Source organism: Hungatella hominis, from assembly GCF_014288005.1.
Lineage (GTDB): Bacteria > Bacillota > Clostridia > Lachnospirales > Lachnospiraceae > Hungatella > Hungatella effluvii.
This window is the reverse complement of sequence record NZ_JACOPB010000005.1, coordinates 59,060-74,675: the sequence shown is the minus strand read 5'-3', so window position 1 is coordinate 74,675 and position 15,616 is coordinate 59,060. Positions and strand designations below refer to the sequence as shown.

The following is a 15,616-nucleotide window of genomic DNA, read 5'->3' as shown; positions in this document are numbered from 1 at the left end:
TCCGTTAGTTATTTACTTTCTTCTGTCACACTGCCTGCATTCTTTGCATCCTTGTAATCTCTGTACTTCTTGCCGCACACGATTCCCCCTCCTGCCACTGCAAGGAAAAACAGAAACTTGATTGCTGTCTGCAGAAAACTTGCTAAAATTGCTGTCATAGATTCAACCTCCGTTCTTAATACATTAGCCAAACTCATTGTACTATCCTATCATATCGAATTTTATTTATCAAGATGTTGCCGTCGATTTTCTGTGATATTTCCTAAATCCACGCGGCAAAGCCGTTATAGCCCCGGTTATCTTTTCACAAAATCGAAGTCCCCATACAGAACCGATACTCCTGTTCTGTATGGGGATTCTCCTTCTTCTAACTTTCATTCTCCGCAGGCAGCGAGTTAATATACGTTTCCACGAGATCGTACGTCCTTGTTCTCGTGGTCTCGGCCTGGGAGGCCGTGTATTCGACGCCTTCCAGAGAACCGCCGCTGTACTTTCTCGCCGCTTCCTCCGCCTTTGTATCCCGGCTCTTCAGCCAGGTCTGCTGCTCACTTTCCAGCTTTCCCTTCGCCTCCTCGTCCAGTCCATTCATGATTTCCGCGTAAATGGTGTTCATCTCGATATTCCAGAGCTTAAACTCCTTCTCGGCCAGTGTCTTCATGGAGTACGTAGTAGAATCAGAGGATTCGCTGCGCATCTTCTGCACCTGGGCGTCCAGCTCTGCCAGACGTTTTTCGTAGTAGGCCAGCTTTTCCTCCTCGTCGCTTTGAAGCAATGTGCTTCCGCCCGGACCTAACGGAGATATGGATGGGGCCGCTGCCGCATCCGCCTTGCTTCCCGGTCCTGCTGCCGCTGCTTCCGGGACTGCTTCATCTGCAGCCTCCTTATTCTCATCCATCTGAATGGATTCCGGAGCAGGCACCGCCGCTCCCTCTGCCGCCATCATCCGGGAGGAAGCAGGTTCCGGTACCGCCGCCCCGGCGGCGGCTTCATCCGTGTTCCCGGATACTGCTCCTTCTTCCTCGACGGGGGCTGTTTCTTCCATACGCTTCCTGGCCGCGGCGGGAAGCTCCGTACCCGCTCCCTCCGTATAGGCCTGCGGCATGCCGCCGCCCGCTGTCGTCCCGGGCATCTGCGTCACCGCGACGGTATCCAGAGAGCCGCCGTTCTGCCGGATAAATCTGCTGGTCGCAAACGTCACCGCGATTCCGATGATCAGGATGGCAGCGATTACAAGCCAGATTCCTCTATTTTTATTCATGATTATCATCCTAACATACTTTGATAAAATTACCATATCATAAATAAAAAAGAAAGGAAATAGGGTACGTTAATTAGTAAGAGATTGTAAGAGATACGTAAGTTTTATATGCCTTCATCCACCAGTAAGTTGTCCCCATCCGCGGCAGTGGTCGCCAGTGTATCACACCGCTCGTTTTCCGGATGGCCGGCATGTCCCTTTACCCAGCAGAAGGTGACGCGGTGGGGTTCAATGGCTTTTAAAAGCCTCTCCCACAAGTCGATATTCTTGACCGGGCCGCTCTTACCGCGCTTCCAGTTGTTCTTCACCCAGTTATCGATCCAGTGCTGGTTAAATGCATCCGTCAGATACTTGGAATCCGAATACAGCTCCACTTCGCAGGGCCGGTTTAACGCCTCCAGTCCCGCGATCGCAGCCATCAGCTCCATACGGTTGTTGGTCGTTCTCACATATCCGGCCGACAGCGTCTTCTCATGGAGCTGCCCTTTGGAATCCGTGAACTGAAGCACAGCTCCATAACCACCGGGTCCGTCCGGATTTCCTCTTGCAGCTCCATCTGTAAACAATAGTACTTTTCCCATCTTATGTCACTCTCCTAGCTATCTGTCCCATTTATCGCATAACGAATTGATCTGGTCTGCGAACTTTGCCAGATCCTTGTTGGCTCCGCCCTCGTTGTGGCGGATCACCGACAGCAGGCGCTCCCCGGCAGCCAGCAGACGGGCATAGACGCCTACCGCCCGCTTCGCCGTCTCCACCGTCTTCGTCACAACGACTCCGGCCCTCTGCTCCAGCCATCTGCCGGAGGCCAGGTCGTAAACGGAGCCGGAAAACGGCGCCTCCGCCTGATATCCATACTCTTCCTTTAAAACCTGCCCGAACGAATCGCACACGTCGTCATTCCCGTGTACCAGAAATACTTCCCCTGGCTTCTCCTCAAATGCATTCAGCCACTGAATCAGCCCTTCCATATCTGCGTGGGCGCTCATTCCATCCATCTTCTCAATATGGGCCTCCACCTGAATGGTTTCACCGAAAAGTCTCACCTCCCGGCCGCCTTCCAGCAGGCTTCTGCCCAACGTCCCGATGGACTGATATCCCGTAAAGACGATGGTACACTCAGGCCGCCATAAATTATGCTTTAAGTGGTGCCTGATCCGGCCCGCGTCGCACATGCCCGCCGCGGAGATGATGACCTTTGGTTTTGTGTCGAAATTGATATCTCTCGATTCTGCGCTGGTAATAGAAAGCTTCAGTCCCGCAAACGAGATCGGATTGATCCCCTGCGCGACGAGCGCCTTCGTCTCCTCGTCGTAACAGTCCGTCAAATTCTCTTTAAACACATTGGTCGCCTCGACGGCAAGCGGACTGTCGACATAGACCTCGAATCCGTCGTGGCCCTTCACCATGTGCTCCGCCTTAATGATGCGGAACATGTAGAGAAGCTCCTGCGTCCTCCCCACGGCAAATGCAGGAATCACCACATTGCCGCCCCGGTCCAGCGTCCTCTGGACAATATCTGCGAGGATGGAAACGTGGTCTGGGATCTGGCCATGAAGCCGGTCGCCATAGGTACATTCCATTACCACGTAATCCGCATTTTGAATATACTGCGGATCCCGGATCAGCGGCTTGTTCTTGTTGCCGATATCTCCGGAAAATACGATCTTCTTTGAGATATCATTCTCTGTGACCCACACCTCAATGGAGGCAGACCCCAGTAAATGTCCGACATCGGTGAACCGAATGGTAAGGCCCTCCTCCAGTTTTATTATTTCATCATAATTACAGGGGTTAAACTGCTTTAACACCCCTACCGCATCATTCATTTCATACAGCGGCACTTCTTCCTGCCGCCCGGCTCGTCTGGCCTTCCTGTTCTTCCACTCTGCCTCTGATTCCTGGATATGTGCGCTGTCCTTCAGCATGATATTGCACAAATCCGCTGTAGCTTCGGTGGTGATAATTTCTCCGCGGAACCCTCTCGCATAGATAAACGGAAGCATCCCGGCATGGTCGATATGGGCATGAGTCAGGAGCACGTAATCGATCTCCGAATAGCTCACCGGAAGCTCTGCATTCTCAAAATAGTCCACACCCTGCTTCATACCGCAGTCCACCAGAATCTTAAGTCCTGCGGCTTCTAAATAGTGGCAGCTGCCGGTAACCTCATGGTCCGCACCGATGAACATTAATTTCATTGAAAGCCCTCCTTATTTTTCTTCTGTCGGTCATTTTCCTATTATAGCATAAATTAAAACCTCGTGAAAGACCCCATCCTCCTCTTCTGCGGTTCATGCTTATTTTATATGATAATGCAGATCATTCCTCCGTTGCTGTCGTTGATAATCTTCTGAAGCGTATCCTGAAGCTTTAACTGACAGTCCTCCGTAAGCTGGGAGACTTTTGCGGAGATTCCATCCTCCACGATCTGTTCGATGGACTTTCCAAAAATATTGGTATTCCAGATGCCCTCCTCGCTCTCTCTGGCATTTTCCTTGATGTATGCGATCAGATCCTCCGCCTGCTGTTCGCTGCCTACGATCGGGGCGATCTCCGTCTGGATATGAGCCTTGATCAAATTGATGGAAGGCGCCTCCGCCCGCATCTTAACGCCGTATTTGTTGCCGTGCTTGATCACTTCCGGCTCATCCAGGATAATTTCCGAGCGTTCCGGCGTCACGACGCCATACCCTTTTAAGCGCACCTGGCTCATGGCCTGGTTCACCTTTTCGTACTCCGCCCGCATCTTTGCAAGATCGCTTAAGGTCTGCATCAGCTGGTATTCGCCTTCGATGGGGATTCCCACATAGTCGCTTAAAATCTGGTAATAATAGCTGTCATCCACGTCCACGCCCATGGAAACGCTTCCATCCGCCATATTCATATTTTGTACTTTTACGGCCCGGATACTCTCGGCCGCACCGTCAAACAGATCCGACGTGATATCCTTCATATGGGTAACCTTTTTCACCATGTCCTTGGCAGCCTGGATAATCTGGGATTTCAACCAGTGGCTTGCAGGCAGGATCTCCAGCCATTTGGGGATATAGAAATCCATCTCCGTAACCGGGAATTCCTTCAGCACGCGTTCCAGGATATGATAGACGTCATCCTTTTTCAGCTGTTCACAGTTTACCGGCATAACGGTCACGCCGTATTTTTCCCTCATATCCTTTGCAAGGGCCGTGGTCTCATCGGAATACGGCCTAACGGAGTTTAAGAGGACGATAAACGGTTTTCCAAGCTCCTTTAATTCGGTAATGGTCCGCTCTTCTGCGGCTATGTAGTTGGGGCGTTTCAGTTCCCCGATGGTGCCATCCGTCGTGATAACGACACCGATGGTGGAATGGTCATTGATGACTTTTCTCGTTCCAATCTCCGCAGCCTTCGTAAAGGGAATCTCATATTCAAACCACGGGGTCTTTACCAGGCGCTCCTCATCGTTTTCAATGTGTCCGGCCGCTCCTTCTACCATAAATCCAACGCAGTCGATGAGCCGCACCTTCGCCTCAATCTCATCGCCCAGCCGTATCTCAGCCGCTTCCTTCGGTATGAATTTTGGTTCCGTCGTCATGATCGTCTTTCCGGCCGCGCTCTGCGGAAGTTCGTCTCTCGTCTGTGTTTTCTGATGCTCATCCACCATTTCCGGAAGCACCATCAGTTCCATAAACCGTTTGATAAAGGTGGATTTACCCGTCCGCACCGGTCCTACAACGCCTATATAAATCTCTCCATTGGTCCGGGCTTTAATATCACTGTATACATCAAAATTGTCCATAAAGATACCCCCTTCTGTGCTGTTATAATATATGCGGGGGATCACTTAATATTCCAGCAAGTCTTTTTAAGATATCTTTTGATTGATATACTTCCCATTTATAAGGAAAGCCCCGGGTCCTTTTGGCCCTGGGGCTTTTCTTTCATGAATCATTAAGATGCATCCGGCTTCTCTGACTGATTCACAAAATCATACTTTGAATTTCTGTAATAATACCAGACACCTATAAAAGTAAGCAAGGTTACTATGGTGGTCAGTATACCTCCTTCGATTCCAAAGGCCCCTCCATTTAACACATTGCTCTCAGTATATTGTGTTGTAATCATGCCTGGTACATGAAGACCACTTACGGGCATCCCATAAACAAGCCCCTGAAAGATGTTCCAGGTAATATGATATCCAATACACATCCAAATAGAACCTGACTTTATGAACATATAGGAAAAAAGTATCCCAACAAGTACAATATTCGTTACGGAAAAAAATGTTACTCCAGGATTTCTCAGATGGATCAATCCAAAAATTACAGATGGAACGACCATAATGGCAGGGAGATTGCGGCAACGCCGCAAAACACCCATTAAAAATCCACGGTTCATCACTTCTTCGGCAACCCCAACCAAAATAAACGTTAACAGCCACCAGAAACCCAGCACCGAAATTTTAATTCCATCGGAAACGACACGTCCCTTTCCAATTGTAATAACCAGGAGAAAAATAACAGAGCAGTTTACAACTCCCAGCATCATACCAAAAGCCCCATCTTTTCGATTCTGCTTACCCCCTAAAGAAGAAAGCCCCAGTTCCCGGACAGAGCGCTTCATCCCCAATCGCCATATGGCGATTGGGATTATCAGCATGATAAGATCCGTAATCATCTGAATCGCGACAGGCAGTGAGACCTCATCGAGCCAGTCAACCAGGCTGGAGTATTCTCCTGTAGTCAGGTTAATATCGCCCGTGCCAATCAAAATCTGTCTCAGTACCCTGATAAAAAGGTCACTGACGCCCCACGCCAGAATATAGAAAGCAGCCATTGCAAACAGGATTATCCACCCTGACCGCACCTGGCCAAATCTGTTTTTAATAAGTTTGTTGTCCCATAATCGGCTCATTTGCCGCTCCTTCTGGCTATTCACTTAAATAGGCCTTCTTCACGGAATCATCATTCATCAGTTCCTCCGCATCACCGCTTAAAACGATGTCACCTGTCTCTAAAACGTAGGCCCTGTCAGCGATGGAGAGCGCCTTCTTGGCATTCTGTTCCACCAATAGCACCGTGGTTCCGGACTTGTTGATCTCCTGAATAATGTCGAAGATCTCGTTTACATAGATGGGAGACAGACCCATGGATGGCTCATCCATGACGATCAGCTTCGGGTGAGACATCAGCGCGCGCCCCATGGCCAGCATCTGCTGTTCACCGCCGCTCAAGGTACCGGACGGCTGGTTCTTACGCTCCAGCAGTCTCGGAAAGCGCTTGTAGATCATCTGCAGAGTCTCTTCGATCTCCGTCTTGTCTTTCCTCGTATAGGCGCCCAGCTTCAGATTCTCAAACACGGTCAGATCCGCGAATACGCGTCTTCCCTCGGGAACGTGAGCCATTCCCATGCTGACGATTTTGTCCCCGCGGACCTTCGTTATATCGCGTCCGTCAAAGCCTATCGAACCGCCTGCCGCTTTCAGCAGACCGGTGATCGTGTGAAGCGTCGTCGTCTTTCCCGCGCCGTTGGCTCCGATCAAGGCCACGATCTCCCCTTCATTTACTTCAAAGGATATGCCCTTTAACGCCTTGATGACGCCGTAATATACTTCCAGATTTTTAACTTCCAGTATTGCCATGCCTGTCTCCTCCTATTCTCCCAGATATGCCTTGATGACCTCCGGGTCATTTAACACATCCACCGTATTGCCCTGGGCGAGCACCTGACCGAAGTTTAACACCGTCAGCTTCTCGCAGATACCGGAGACAAGTTTCATATCGTGTTCGATCAGAAGGATGGTCATGCCGAAATTATCGCGGACAAACCGGATGGTATCCATCAGTTCCTTCGTCTCGTTAGGGTTCATACCGGCCGCCGGCTCGTCGAGAAGCAGAAGCTTCGGGTTCGTCGCCAGCGCACGGGCTATCTCCAGCTTCCGCTGCTTGCCGTAGGGCAGATTGGAAGCCAGGTAATCCTTTTCCTTATCCAGATCAAATACTTTCAGCAGCTCTACCGCTTTCTCGTCCATAGTCTTCTCCACCTTAAAATACTTGGGAAGGCGCAGAATTCCGGCTACGGTTGTATAGGAATACTGGTTGTGAAGGCCCGCTTTTACATTGTCGAGAACGGTCAGTTCCTTAAACAGACGGATATTCTGGAAGGTTCTGGCCACACCCGCGCGGTTGATCTCCATGGTCTTCTTTCCCGTGATATTCATGCCGTCCAGCTGGATCGTTCCCATATTGGGCTTATAAACACCGGTCAGCAAGTTGAATATCGTCGTCTTACCGGCGCCGTTGGGTCCGATCAGGCCATAGAGCTGGCCCTTCTCGATGGTTATGCTGAAATCATCCACTGCGCGCAGTCCGCCGAAAGAGATACCGAGGTTTTTAATTTCAAGTAATGCCATGCCTATGAAACCTCCTTATCTGCCGTGTTTTTATGGAAATACCGTCTCAGGGAATGACGTTTTCTGAAATCGATGAATTTCGGACTCCAGTTGAAAATCATCATGACGATCAGGATGATGGCGTAGATCAGCATACGGTACGTATTGAGTCCGCGGAGCAGCTCCGGAAGCAGCGTCAGGATCACCGCCGCAATCATGGAACCGCGGATATTGCCGATTCCGCCCAACACAACGAATACAAGAATCATGATGGACTGGTTGTATCCGAAGTTCTTCTGTGTCGCCGTCAATGCCGATAAGTTGTGGGAATAAAGAACTCCCGCAACACCGGCCAGAGAAGCCGATATCGTAAACGCCATCAGCTTGTACTTCGTGATGTTGATTCCGATGGATTCCGCCGCAATCCGGTTGTCGCGCACCGACATGATGGCGCGGCCCGATCTGGAATGAATCAGATTCAGGACGATAAACAGCGTGATCAGGATCAGGATAATTCCCACCGTAAACGTGGCGTTCTTAGGCGTTCCGTTGATGCCCTGGGCGCCGTTCATGATAATCTGGCCGTCTTCCGCCATATTAAGCGCCATGGCGTTCTTGATGGAGACATGGATGCCGTTCGCATCCTTTCCCAAATATATGACATTGACCACATTCTTGATAATCTCACCGAATGCCAGCGTAACAATGGCCAGATAGTCGCCTCTCAGCCTTAACACCGGGATTCCCACGATGATGCCGGCTGCAGCCGCGGCCGCAGCGCCCACCAGAATCGCCAGTGTAAAGCGGACTCCCACACTGGGAATCGCCTCCAGCATACAGATGGAAAACAGAGAGCTGGAAAATGCGCCCACACACATGAAACCGGCGTGTCCCAGGCTCAGTTCCCCCAGTATGCCTACCGTCAGGTTTAAAGAAATCGCCATAATTGTATAGATACAGAGCGGCACCAGAAGGCCCTTCATCAGGCTGCTTAAATGCCCCCCATTTATAAGGATCTCTACAATAATATAGGCTGCTATCACAATCCCATAGGTCACTAAATTATTTCTTGTTGTTTTATTTATCTGCAGACTCTTCGTCTTTCCACTTTTTCCCATGGCCCCCACCTACACTTTCTCGTTAATCTTCTTGCCCAGAATACCGGTAGGCTTTACAAGAAGTACAATGATCAGGACTGCGAAAACGATGGCATCGGAAAGCTGGGAAGAGATGTATGCCTTGCTCAGGTTCTCGATCACGCCCAGAAGCAGGCCACCGATAAAAGCGCCCGGAATAGAGCCGATTCCGCCGAATACGGCGGCAACGAAGGCCTTGATTCCCGGCATGGAACCGGTGTACGGCGTCAGGGTAGGATATGCGGAACAGAGTAAGGTGCCCGCGATGGCGGCTAATGCGGAACCGATGGCAAACGTCAGCGCGATCGTTCCGTCCACGTTGATTCCCATCAGCTGGGCGGCCCCTTTATCTTCTGAGACAGCCAGCATGGCCTGTCCCGCCCTCGTCTTCTTGATAAACGTGGTCAGTACAATCATAATCACGATACAGGAGACAATGGTTACCAGCGTTTCTCCTGAAATCGTCAGTCTTCCGCCGGCAAGCTTCAAAGCCGGAATCGTTACAACAGATGTAAAGGATTTCGGATTGGAGCCAAAAACGAGCAGCGCGATGTTCTGAAGTAAGTAGCTGACACCGATTGCCGTAATTAAGACAGCCAGAGGTGAAGCCATACGGAGAGGTCTGTATGCGACCTTTTCAATGGTTACGCCGAGAACCGTACATATAATGACAGCAAGAAGAATGCCAACAGCCGGTGGAAGCCCCATCGTGCTGACAACGGTGAATACCACGTATCCTCCGATCATGATGACATCGCCGTGAGCGAAATTCAGCATCTTGGCGATACCATATACCATGGTGTATCCCAGAGCAATTATTGCATACACACTGCCCAGGCTTAAACCATTAATAAAATAGGATATGAAACTCATCATATCATCGCACCTCATTCGTTGTTTATTCCCGCGAGGGTATTGGATTTGAAAAGAAGAGGGTCGTCCTCTGGACGACCCTCCATTGGGTCATATACCAAGCAGTATTTACCTGATAAACTTACATTGCATTGTATACGCCGTCTACGATCTTTACAGCCTTCGGAGCCTTCTCCGGCTCGCCGTCAGCGGTCCACTTCATGCCTAAGCCGGTTAATCCGTCAACAGAAACCTCTGTCATGGATACCTTTAACTTGTCACAGATTGTAGAAGCGTCCATATCCGGAGTAATGCCCGCTTTTTCTCCGGCAGCCTTGATCGCATATACTGCGTCGTAGGCATCAGCGGCGAACTGGTTCGGTATGTCACCGTATTTCTCTTTATATGTAGTAACGAAATTCTTTGTTAAATCATCCTGCGCATCGGCAGCGAATGGTGTCAGCAGCATAATGCCCTCTGCCAGTGATGTATCAAAGTTCTCCACGGTTAAAAGACCATCCAGGCCATCACAGCCGAAGAAATCCGGTTCGTATCCCATCTGTTTTGCCTGCACCAGAATTAAGGAAGCCTGCTGATAGTAGATCGGAAGGAATACCAGTTCTGCACCGGCGTCCTGTGCCTTCTGAATCTGTACGGAGAAGTTCGTATTATTGTCAGCGGTAAACGCTTCATCAGCTACCACTTCAAAGCCCTGGTTAGCGGCTTCTGATATGAACTTGTCATGAATACCGGATGAATAAACGTCAGAACTGTCATAGATAATTGCTACTTTGGTAGCCAGCTTGTTTTCGCCGATATACTGGGCCGAAGCAGCACCCTGGTTCGGATCGGAGAAGCAGATACGGAACTGATTGTCAAACTTTGCACAGTCCACAGCAGAACCTGACGGTGTCAGCTGAAACAGGTTGTCATTGCTGGACTCTGCGCCTACAGCGATACACGGTGCGGAAGTAACCGTACCGACTAACATCTGCATACCCCAGTCCTTTAATGTGTTGTAAGCGTTGACTGCTTTTTCTGTATCGCTCTCATCATCCTGGAAATTGTACTCGATCTGTGCTCCGCCGATACCGCCGGCCGCATTGATCTCATTGATTGCCAGTTCAGCGCCGTTCATAACGGCCTGTCCGTAAATAGCATTTCCTCCGGTAATCGGTCCGATTCCGCCGATCTTAAAGGAACCTCCTGCAGTCTGGTCAGCTGCTGCTGTTGACTCATCTGCTCCGGCATCCGCGGCAGCTGTCGTTTCCGCTGTGCCTGCCGTTGTCGCGCCATTGTCACTCTTGCCGCCGCATGCAGTTAAGGATGCAGCCATAGCGGCAGCCAGGCCAAGGCTTACCAGCTTCTTTGTTGTTTTTTTCATAATTCATTCCTCCTCTTGAATTTTGAAATTCATATATACAGTTCCTATGACTATATATACATAGTCTCTATAATAAGATGGCTTTTTTAAAATGTCAACTAATTTCCAGATATTCTTTCAAAATTCAATCTTCCATCCATATTTTACCATGGAAGGTCTGAGCTCTCGATGGTTTTGTCCCGCAGCATCAGGCCTTTTACAGCCTCAGAGGCTGGTTTATCATCGAATAATATTGCATTAACCTGTTCCACGATGGGCATGTCGATCTCATATTTTTCTGAGAGCTTCAGCGCCGCCTTCGCGGAGTAGACGCCTTCCACCACCATCTTTACTTCCTTCATGGCCTCTTCCATGGTATACCCTTTTCCAATCAGGATTCCGGCGCGGCGGTTCCGGCTGTGCATGCTGGCGCAGGTAACGATCAGATCACCGATTCCCGACAGTCCGCAGAAGGTCTGGAACTTACCGCCCATTGCGGTTCCCAGCCTGGCAATCTCGGCAATTCCCCTCGTGATCAGCGCGGCCTTCGTGTTGTCGCCGTATCCCAGTCCATCCGCAATACCGGCGGCCAGGGCAATGACATTCTTAAGCGATCCGCCCAGTTCGATTCCCTGCATATCCGGGCTGGTGTAGACGCGGAACACCTCACTCATGAAGACGGACTGAACGTACTCCGCAGTCTTTTTGCTGTGGGCGCCTGCGACGCAGGTGGTGGGAAGCCCCTTACTCACCTCTTCCGCGTGGCTGGGTCCCGACAGAACCGCGACGTCCGCCATGGGAAGCTCCTCCTCCAGAATCTCGGAAAGCGTTTTAAGCGTCGATTCCTCAATTCCCTTTGCCACATTTACAATAATCTGCCCTTCTCTGCAGTAAGGCTTCATCTTCTGTGCTGTAGAGCGAACATAGACGGAAGGAACGGCGGTAACCAGCACGTCCTTATCCTTCATGACCTCCTCCAGGCTTTCCGTAAACATCATACCATCCGGAAGAACCAGATCCGGCAGAGTGTGATGGCGCCCAGTCGTCTTCATCTCCGTAATTTCCTCCGGCAGCGCCGACCATACGGATACGTAATGACCGTTGTTATACAGGAGAACAGCCAAAGCGATTCCCCAGCTTCCTGAACCGACAATCCCAATCTTTGCCATGATACTTCACCTCGTTTTTATTTTTTACCAAAACTTATTTTGTTTTCATTTCCATGAACCAGTCTTACAATATTGGCCCTGTGGCGCCAGAATGCCTGGGCGCTGATCACAGCCGCAACTATGTAAAACTCAGGAAGATATCCCGCCTGTACAGAAAAGCTGCCGTTACTACCCAGAACAATCATCCACACGAGAAAAATCGTGGCTACCACCAGCGATCCCAGTGAGACGAACCTCGTCACAGCCACAACCAGGACAAAGGCCAGGAGAGTCACCACCATCAGCCGTAAGTCCAGGGCTACGATGAGACCGGCGGTGGCCGCGATTCCTTTTCCGCCCTTAAAATTCAGATAGAACGGATAGTTGTGTCCCAGAATGACGCCAAGACCGGTATAGAGTACCAGCAGACAGGCGATCTCCGGCCGGTCCCTAAAAAGGATCCGGACAAGAATACAGGGGATAAACGCCTTCAAAAAGTCTCCGAAGAAGACAACCGCTCCCGCTTTCTTTCCCAGCACGCGAAGCGCATTAGTCGTCCCTGAGTTGCCGCTTCCGTAATTACGGATGTCAATCTTATTCAGCCTGCCGTAAATATAGCCGGTCTGAAGCAGGCCAAATAAATAGCCCGCTGCCAGACAAATGATTCTTTCCATACCTACTGTTCCTTTCCGCTGCGCTCTCTGGCAATAAACTTGAGAGAGGTTCCCTTGAAGCCGAAGGCTTCCCTGATCTTATTCTCGATATACCGCGTGTAGGAGAAATGCATCAGATTCTTATCATTGACGAAAATGACGAACGTCGGCGGCTTCACCGCTACCTGTGTAATATAGTAGAGTCTCAGGCGTTTTCCCTTATCCGACGGCGGCTGCTGTAAGGCTACCGCTTCTGTCATGATCTCGTTTAACACACCCGTGGCGACGCGAAGCGTCTGGTTCTGTCTCACCATGTCAATCAGCTCAAACAGGCGGTTCGTCCTCTGTCCCGTCTTCGCCGAGATGAACACGTACTCCGCATATGGCATGAAGGCCAGCGTATCCTTAATCTTATTGGTGTATTCGTAAATAGTCTTATCGTTCTTTTCGATAGCATCCCATTTATTCACGGCAACGATGATTCCCTTTCCGCGCTCATGGGCGATGCCGGCGATCTTGGCATCCTGTTCTGTCACACCCTCTGTGGCGTCAATTACCACCACCACCACATCCGCGCGTTCCACCGCGGTTACTGTACGGATGATGCTGTAGCGTTCCAGTTCTTCCTTAATCCTGCTCTTCCGGCGAAGTCCGGCCGTGTCGATAAAGACGTACTCCGTCCCGTTATGCACGATCTCCGTATCCACCGCGTCCCTCGTGGTTCCCGCGATATCGGATACGATCACACGGTTTTCTCCCACCAGCTGGTTGATAATGGAGGATTTGCCGACGTTGGGCTTACCGACGATGGCAATTCTCGGTCTGTCATCCTCCTCTTCCTCTTCTGTGCTCTCGCCGAAGTATTTGACCACCTCGTCGAGCAGCTCGCCCAGGCCGAGTCTGGAAGCAGCCGAAACCGGAACCGGATCGCCGATGCCGAGATTATAAAACTCGTATACATCATTGCCGAACTTCTCGAAGCTGTCCACCTTATTGACAGCCAGAACGACCGGCTTCTTGGACTTGCGCAGCATGTCCGCAACCTTGGAATCCGCGTCCACCAGGCCCTGGCGCACATCCACGATGAAGACGATGACGTCCGCAGTCGCGATGGCGATCTCCGCCTGTTCTCTCATCTGGGACAGGATGATGTCGCTGCTGTCCGGCTCGATTCCGCCTGTATCAATCAGGGTGAAATTCTTGTCCAGCCACGTGCAGTCGGCATAGATTCTGTCTCTTGTAACACCGGGAGTATCCTTAACAATGGATATCGTATCTCCGGCCAATACATTAAACAACGTAGACTTCCCGACATTGGGACGGCCTACGATGGCAACAACTGGTTTACTCATATGAAATCTCCTTTAACTCGTATCCTTCATAGGAAGGGCTTCCCTCTTCCACAGGATGAAGTACGGCCTGTACAAAATCCTGACCGCTTGATTTTACAATATCTACCTTTACTTGTAAAGCTTTTTGTAATTCGGCGCGGGTAATATCGTCCAGAAACACCTCTTCGCCGCTGCGGAACATGCACTCCGGAAGCAGCAGTCTCGATCCCAGACGCTTATCCTTAAGCTGGCCGATCAGGTCCTGCCCGGTGACCAGCCCGGCCACTGTGATCTGCTCCCCGAAGAAGTAATTCCTGATCGGGTACACGTGAATCGTAAAGTTCGGATATTTCCTGCGGATGGAATTCACGTGGCGCTCAATGAACGGGGCCGCCAGCTGTCCGGTGGCAATGGAAATCTCCTCCTCCACGCTGTCTCCCTGCAGTTCCTGAAGCGCGGATTCAACCTCCTCTTCCAGGAGCCTCAGCATCCCGACGCCGTTCTCCAGCTGAATGTATCCGTCATACCGTTCTTCCTCCGGCAGCGGACGTCCCGCCAGAATGTAAAACTCGTCGCTGGCGTGAATAAAATGGGTCCCGTGTTCCTCATAGAGCTTCTTCTGCCACCGCTCGATCAAGTCGATGGTTTTAGCAGCATCTTCCTTTTCAATGGGCTTTAGCGGGTAGAGTCCGTCGCGGAACTTGGAGAGCCCGACGGGAACCACGGAAACGCTCTCCATATAAGGCAGATACTTCGATAAGTCTCTTATGGTCCGTTCCAACTCCTTCCCGTCATTTAAGCCCTTGCATAAGACGATCTGGCCGTTCATGGGGACTCCTGCTTCGTAAAGCTCATCGATCCGCTTTAATGCCTGTCCGGCAAAACGGTTATGAAGCATCTCGCAGCGAAGTTCGGGATTGGTCGTCTGCACCGAGATGTTGATGGGAGCCAGCTTGAACTTAATGATGCGTTCCACATCGTAATCGCTTAAGTTGGTCAGTGTCACGTAATTGCCCTGCAAGAAGGACAGCCTGGTATCGTCATCCTTAAAATACAGCGTCTCGCGCATTCCCGGCGGCATCTGGTCGATGAAGCAGAACACGCATTTGTTCCGGCAGGAACGGTACTCGCTCATCAGGCCGTTCTCAAAGGTGATTCCCAGGTCCTCATATCCGTTTTCTATCTCCAGCTCCCACTCTTCGCCGTCGGCCTTTCTGACCTCCATGACGATAGATTCGCTGTTCATATAATATTCATAATCGAAAATGTCTTCCAGCTCATGGCCGTCTATCGACAACACGCAGTCGCCAGGCTCCAGTTCCAGCGCCTCCGCGATGGACCCAGGATCCACAGCCCCTATTTTATGTCCTTTTCTGCTCATATTTTCTGTTGTTTCCCTTCTGTTTTATCTTCTCTATCATAACAATATTATCAATCTTTGTAAAGAAAGCCTTTTTTGTTTTTTTCCATGAAATGTAAGAATTGCTATTGACGCATTGTGT

At 50.5% G+C, this 15,616-nt stretch carries 15 protein-coding genes; all 15 read right to left on the bottom strand.

Annotated features, from left to right (window positions below; all coding sequences use genetic code 11):
- Nucleotides 1-8 precede the first annotated feature (8 nt).
- Nucleotides 9-158: a hypothetical protein gene (locus H8S75_RS12860; protein WP_002603989.1), complete on the bottom strand. Its 150-nt coding sequence runs from the start codon at nucleotides 156-158 to the stop codon at nucleotides 9-11.
- A 209-nt stretch (nucleotides 159-367) separates the two neighbouring features.
- The gene (locus tag H8S75_RS12855; RefSeq protein ID WP_187021980.1) at nucleotides 368-1,258 is read right to left on the bottom strand and encodes a lysozyme inhibitor LprI family protein; all 891 of its coding nucleotides are present in this window, start codon (nucleotides 1,256-1,258) and stop codon (nucleotides 368-370) included.
- A gap of 104 nt (nucleotides 1,259-1,362) precedes the next feature.
- On the bottom strand, nucleotides 1,363-1,839 hold the full coding sequence (rnhA, locus tag H8S75_RS12850; RefSeq protein WP_187021979.1) for a ribonuclease HI: 477 nt from the start codon (nucleotides 1,837-1,839) through the stop codon (nucleotides 1,363-1,365).
- A gap of 18 nt (nucleotides 1,840-1,857) precedes the next feature.
- A complete protein-coding gene (locus H8S75_RS12845) occupies nucleotides 1,858-3,459 on the bottom strand; it encodes an MBL fold metallo-hydrolase RNA specificity domain-containing protein (protein ID WP_187021978.1) in 1,602 nt (533 codons plus the stop codon).
- A gap of 104 nt (nucleotides 3,460-3,563) precedes the next feature.
- Nucleotides 3,564-5,039 (bottom strand): stage IV sporulation protein A, encoded by a 1,476-nt coding sequence (spoIVA, locus tag H8S75_RS12840; protein ID WP_187021977.1) that lies wholly within the window; start codon nucleotides 5,037-5,039, stop codon nucleotides 3,564-3,566.
- 152 nt (nucleotides 5,040-5,191) lie between these two features.
- Nucleotides 5,192-6,154, bottom strand: a complete 963-nt coding sequence (locus H8S75_RS12835; RefSeq protein WP_187021976.1) for a CPBP family intramembrane glutamic endopeptidase — start codon at nucleotides 6,152-6,154, stop codon at nucleotides 5,192-5,194.
- Nucleotides 6,155-6,170: 16 nt separating this feature from the next.
- Nucleotides 6,171-6,881: an ABC transporter ATP-binding protein gene (locus tag H8S75_RS12830; RefSeq protein ID WP_187021975.1), complete on the bottom strand. Its 711-nt coding sequence runs from the start codon at nucleotides 6,879-6,881 to the stop codon at nucleotides 6,171-6,173.
- A gap of 12 nt (nucleotides 6,882-6,893) precedes the next feature.
- Entirely contained in the window at nucleotides 6,894-7,652 is a 759-nt protein-coding gene (locus H8S75_RS12825) for an ABC transporter ATP-binding protein (protein ID WP_187021974.1), read from the bottom strand.
- 2 nt (nucleotides 7,653-7,654) lie between these two features.
- Entirely contained in the window at nucleotides 7,655-8,749 is a 1,095-nt protein-coding gene (locus H8S75_RS12820) for a branched-chain amino acid ABC transporter permease (RefSeq protein ID WP_187021973.1), read from the bottom strand.
- 9 nt (nucleotides 8,750-8,758) lie between these two features.
- Entirely contained in the window at nucleotides 8,759-9,640 is an 882-nt protein-coding gene (locus H8S75_RS12815) for a branched-chain amino acid ABC transporter permease (RefSeq protein ID WP_025529313.1), read from the bottom strand.
- Between the two features lie 121 nt (nucleotides 9,641-9,761).
- The gene (locus H8S75_RS12810) at nucleotides 9,762-11,003 is read right to left on the bottom strand and encodes an ABC transporter substrate-binding protein (protein WP_187021972.1); all 1,242 of its coding nucleotides are present in this window, start codon (nucleotides 11,001-11,003) and stop codon (nucleotides 9,762-9,764) included.
- 143 nt (nucleotides 11,004-11,146) lie between these two features.
- Entirely contained in the window at nucleotides 11,147-12,151 is a 1,005-nt protein-coding gene (locus H8S75_RS12805; RefSeq protein WP_187021971.1) for an NAD(P)H-dependent glycerol-3-phosphate dehydrogenase, read from the bottom strand.
- Between the two features lie 17 nt (nucleotides 12,152-12,168).
- The gene (gene plsY, locus H8S75_RS12800) at nucleotides 12,169-12,804 is read right to left on the bottom strand and encodes a glycerol-3-phosphate 1-O-acyltransferase PlsY (RefSeq protein WP_187021970.1); all 636 of its coding nucleotides are present in this window, start codon (nucleotides 12,802-12,804) and stop codon (nucleotides 12,169-12,171) included.
- 2 nt (nucleotides 12,805-12,806) lie between these two features.
- Entirely contained in the window at nucleotides 12,807-14,135 is a 1,329-nt protein-coding gene (gene der / locus H8S75_RS12795) for a ribosome biogenesis GTPase Der (RefSeq protein ID WP_025529311.1), read from the bottom strand.
- Nucleotides 14,128-15,495 carry a DUF512 domain-containing protein gene (locus H8S75_RS12790; RefSeq protein WP_187021969.1) on the bottom strand — a complete coding sequence of 456 codons (1,368 nt, stop codon included), beginning with the start codon at nucleotides 15,493-15,495 and terminating at the stop codon, nucleotides 14,128-14,130. Before H8S75_RS12790 ends, der begins: the two co-directional genes overlap by 8 nt.
- Nucleotides 15,496-15,616 lie beyond the last annotated feature (121 nt).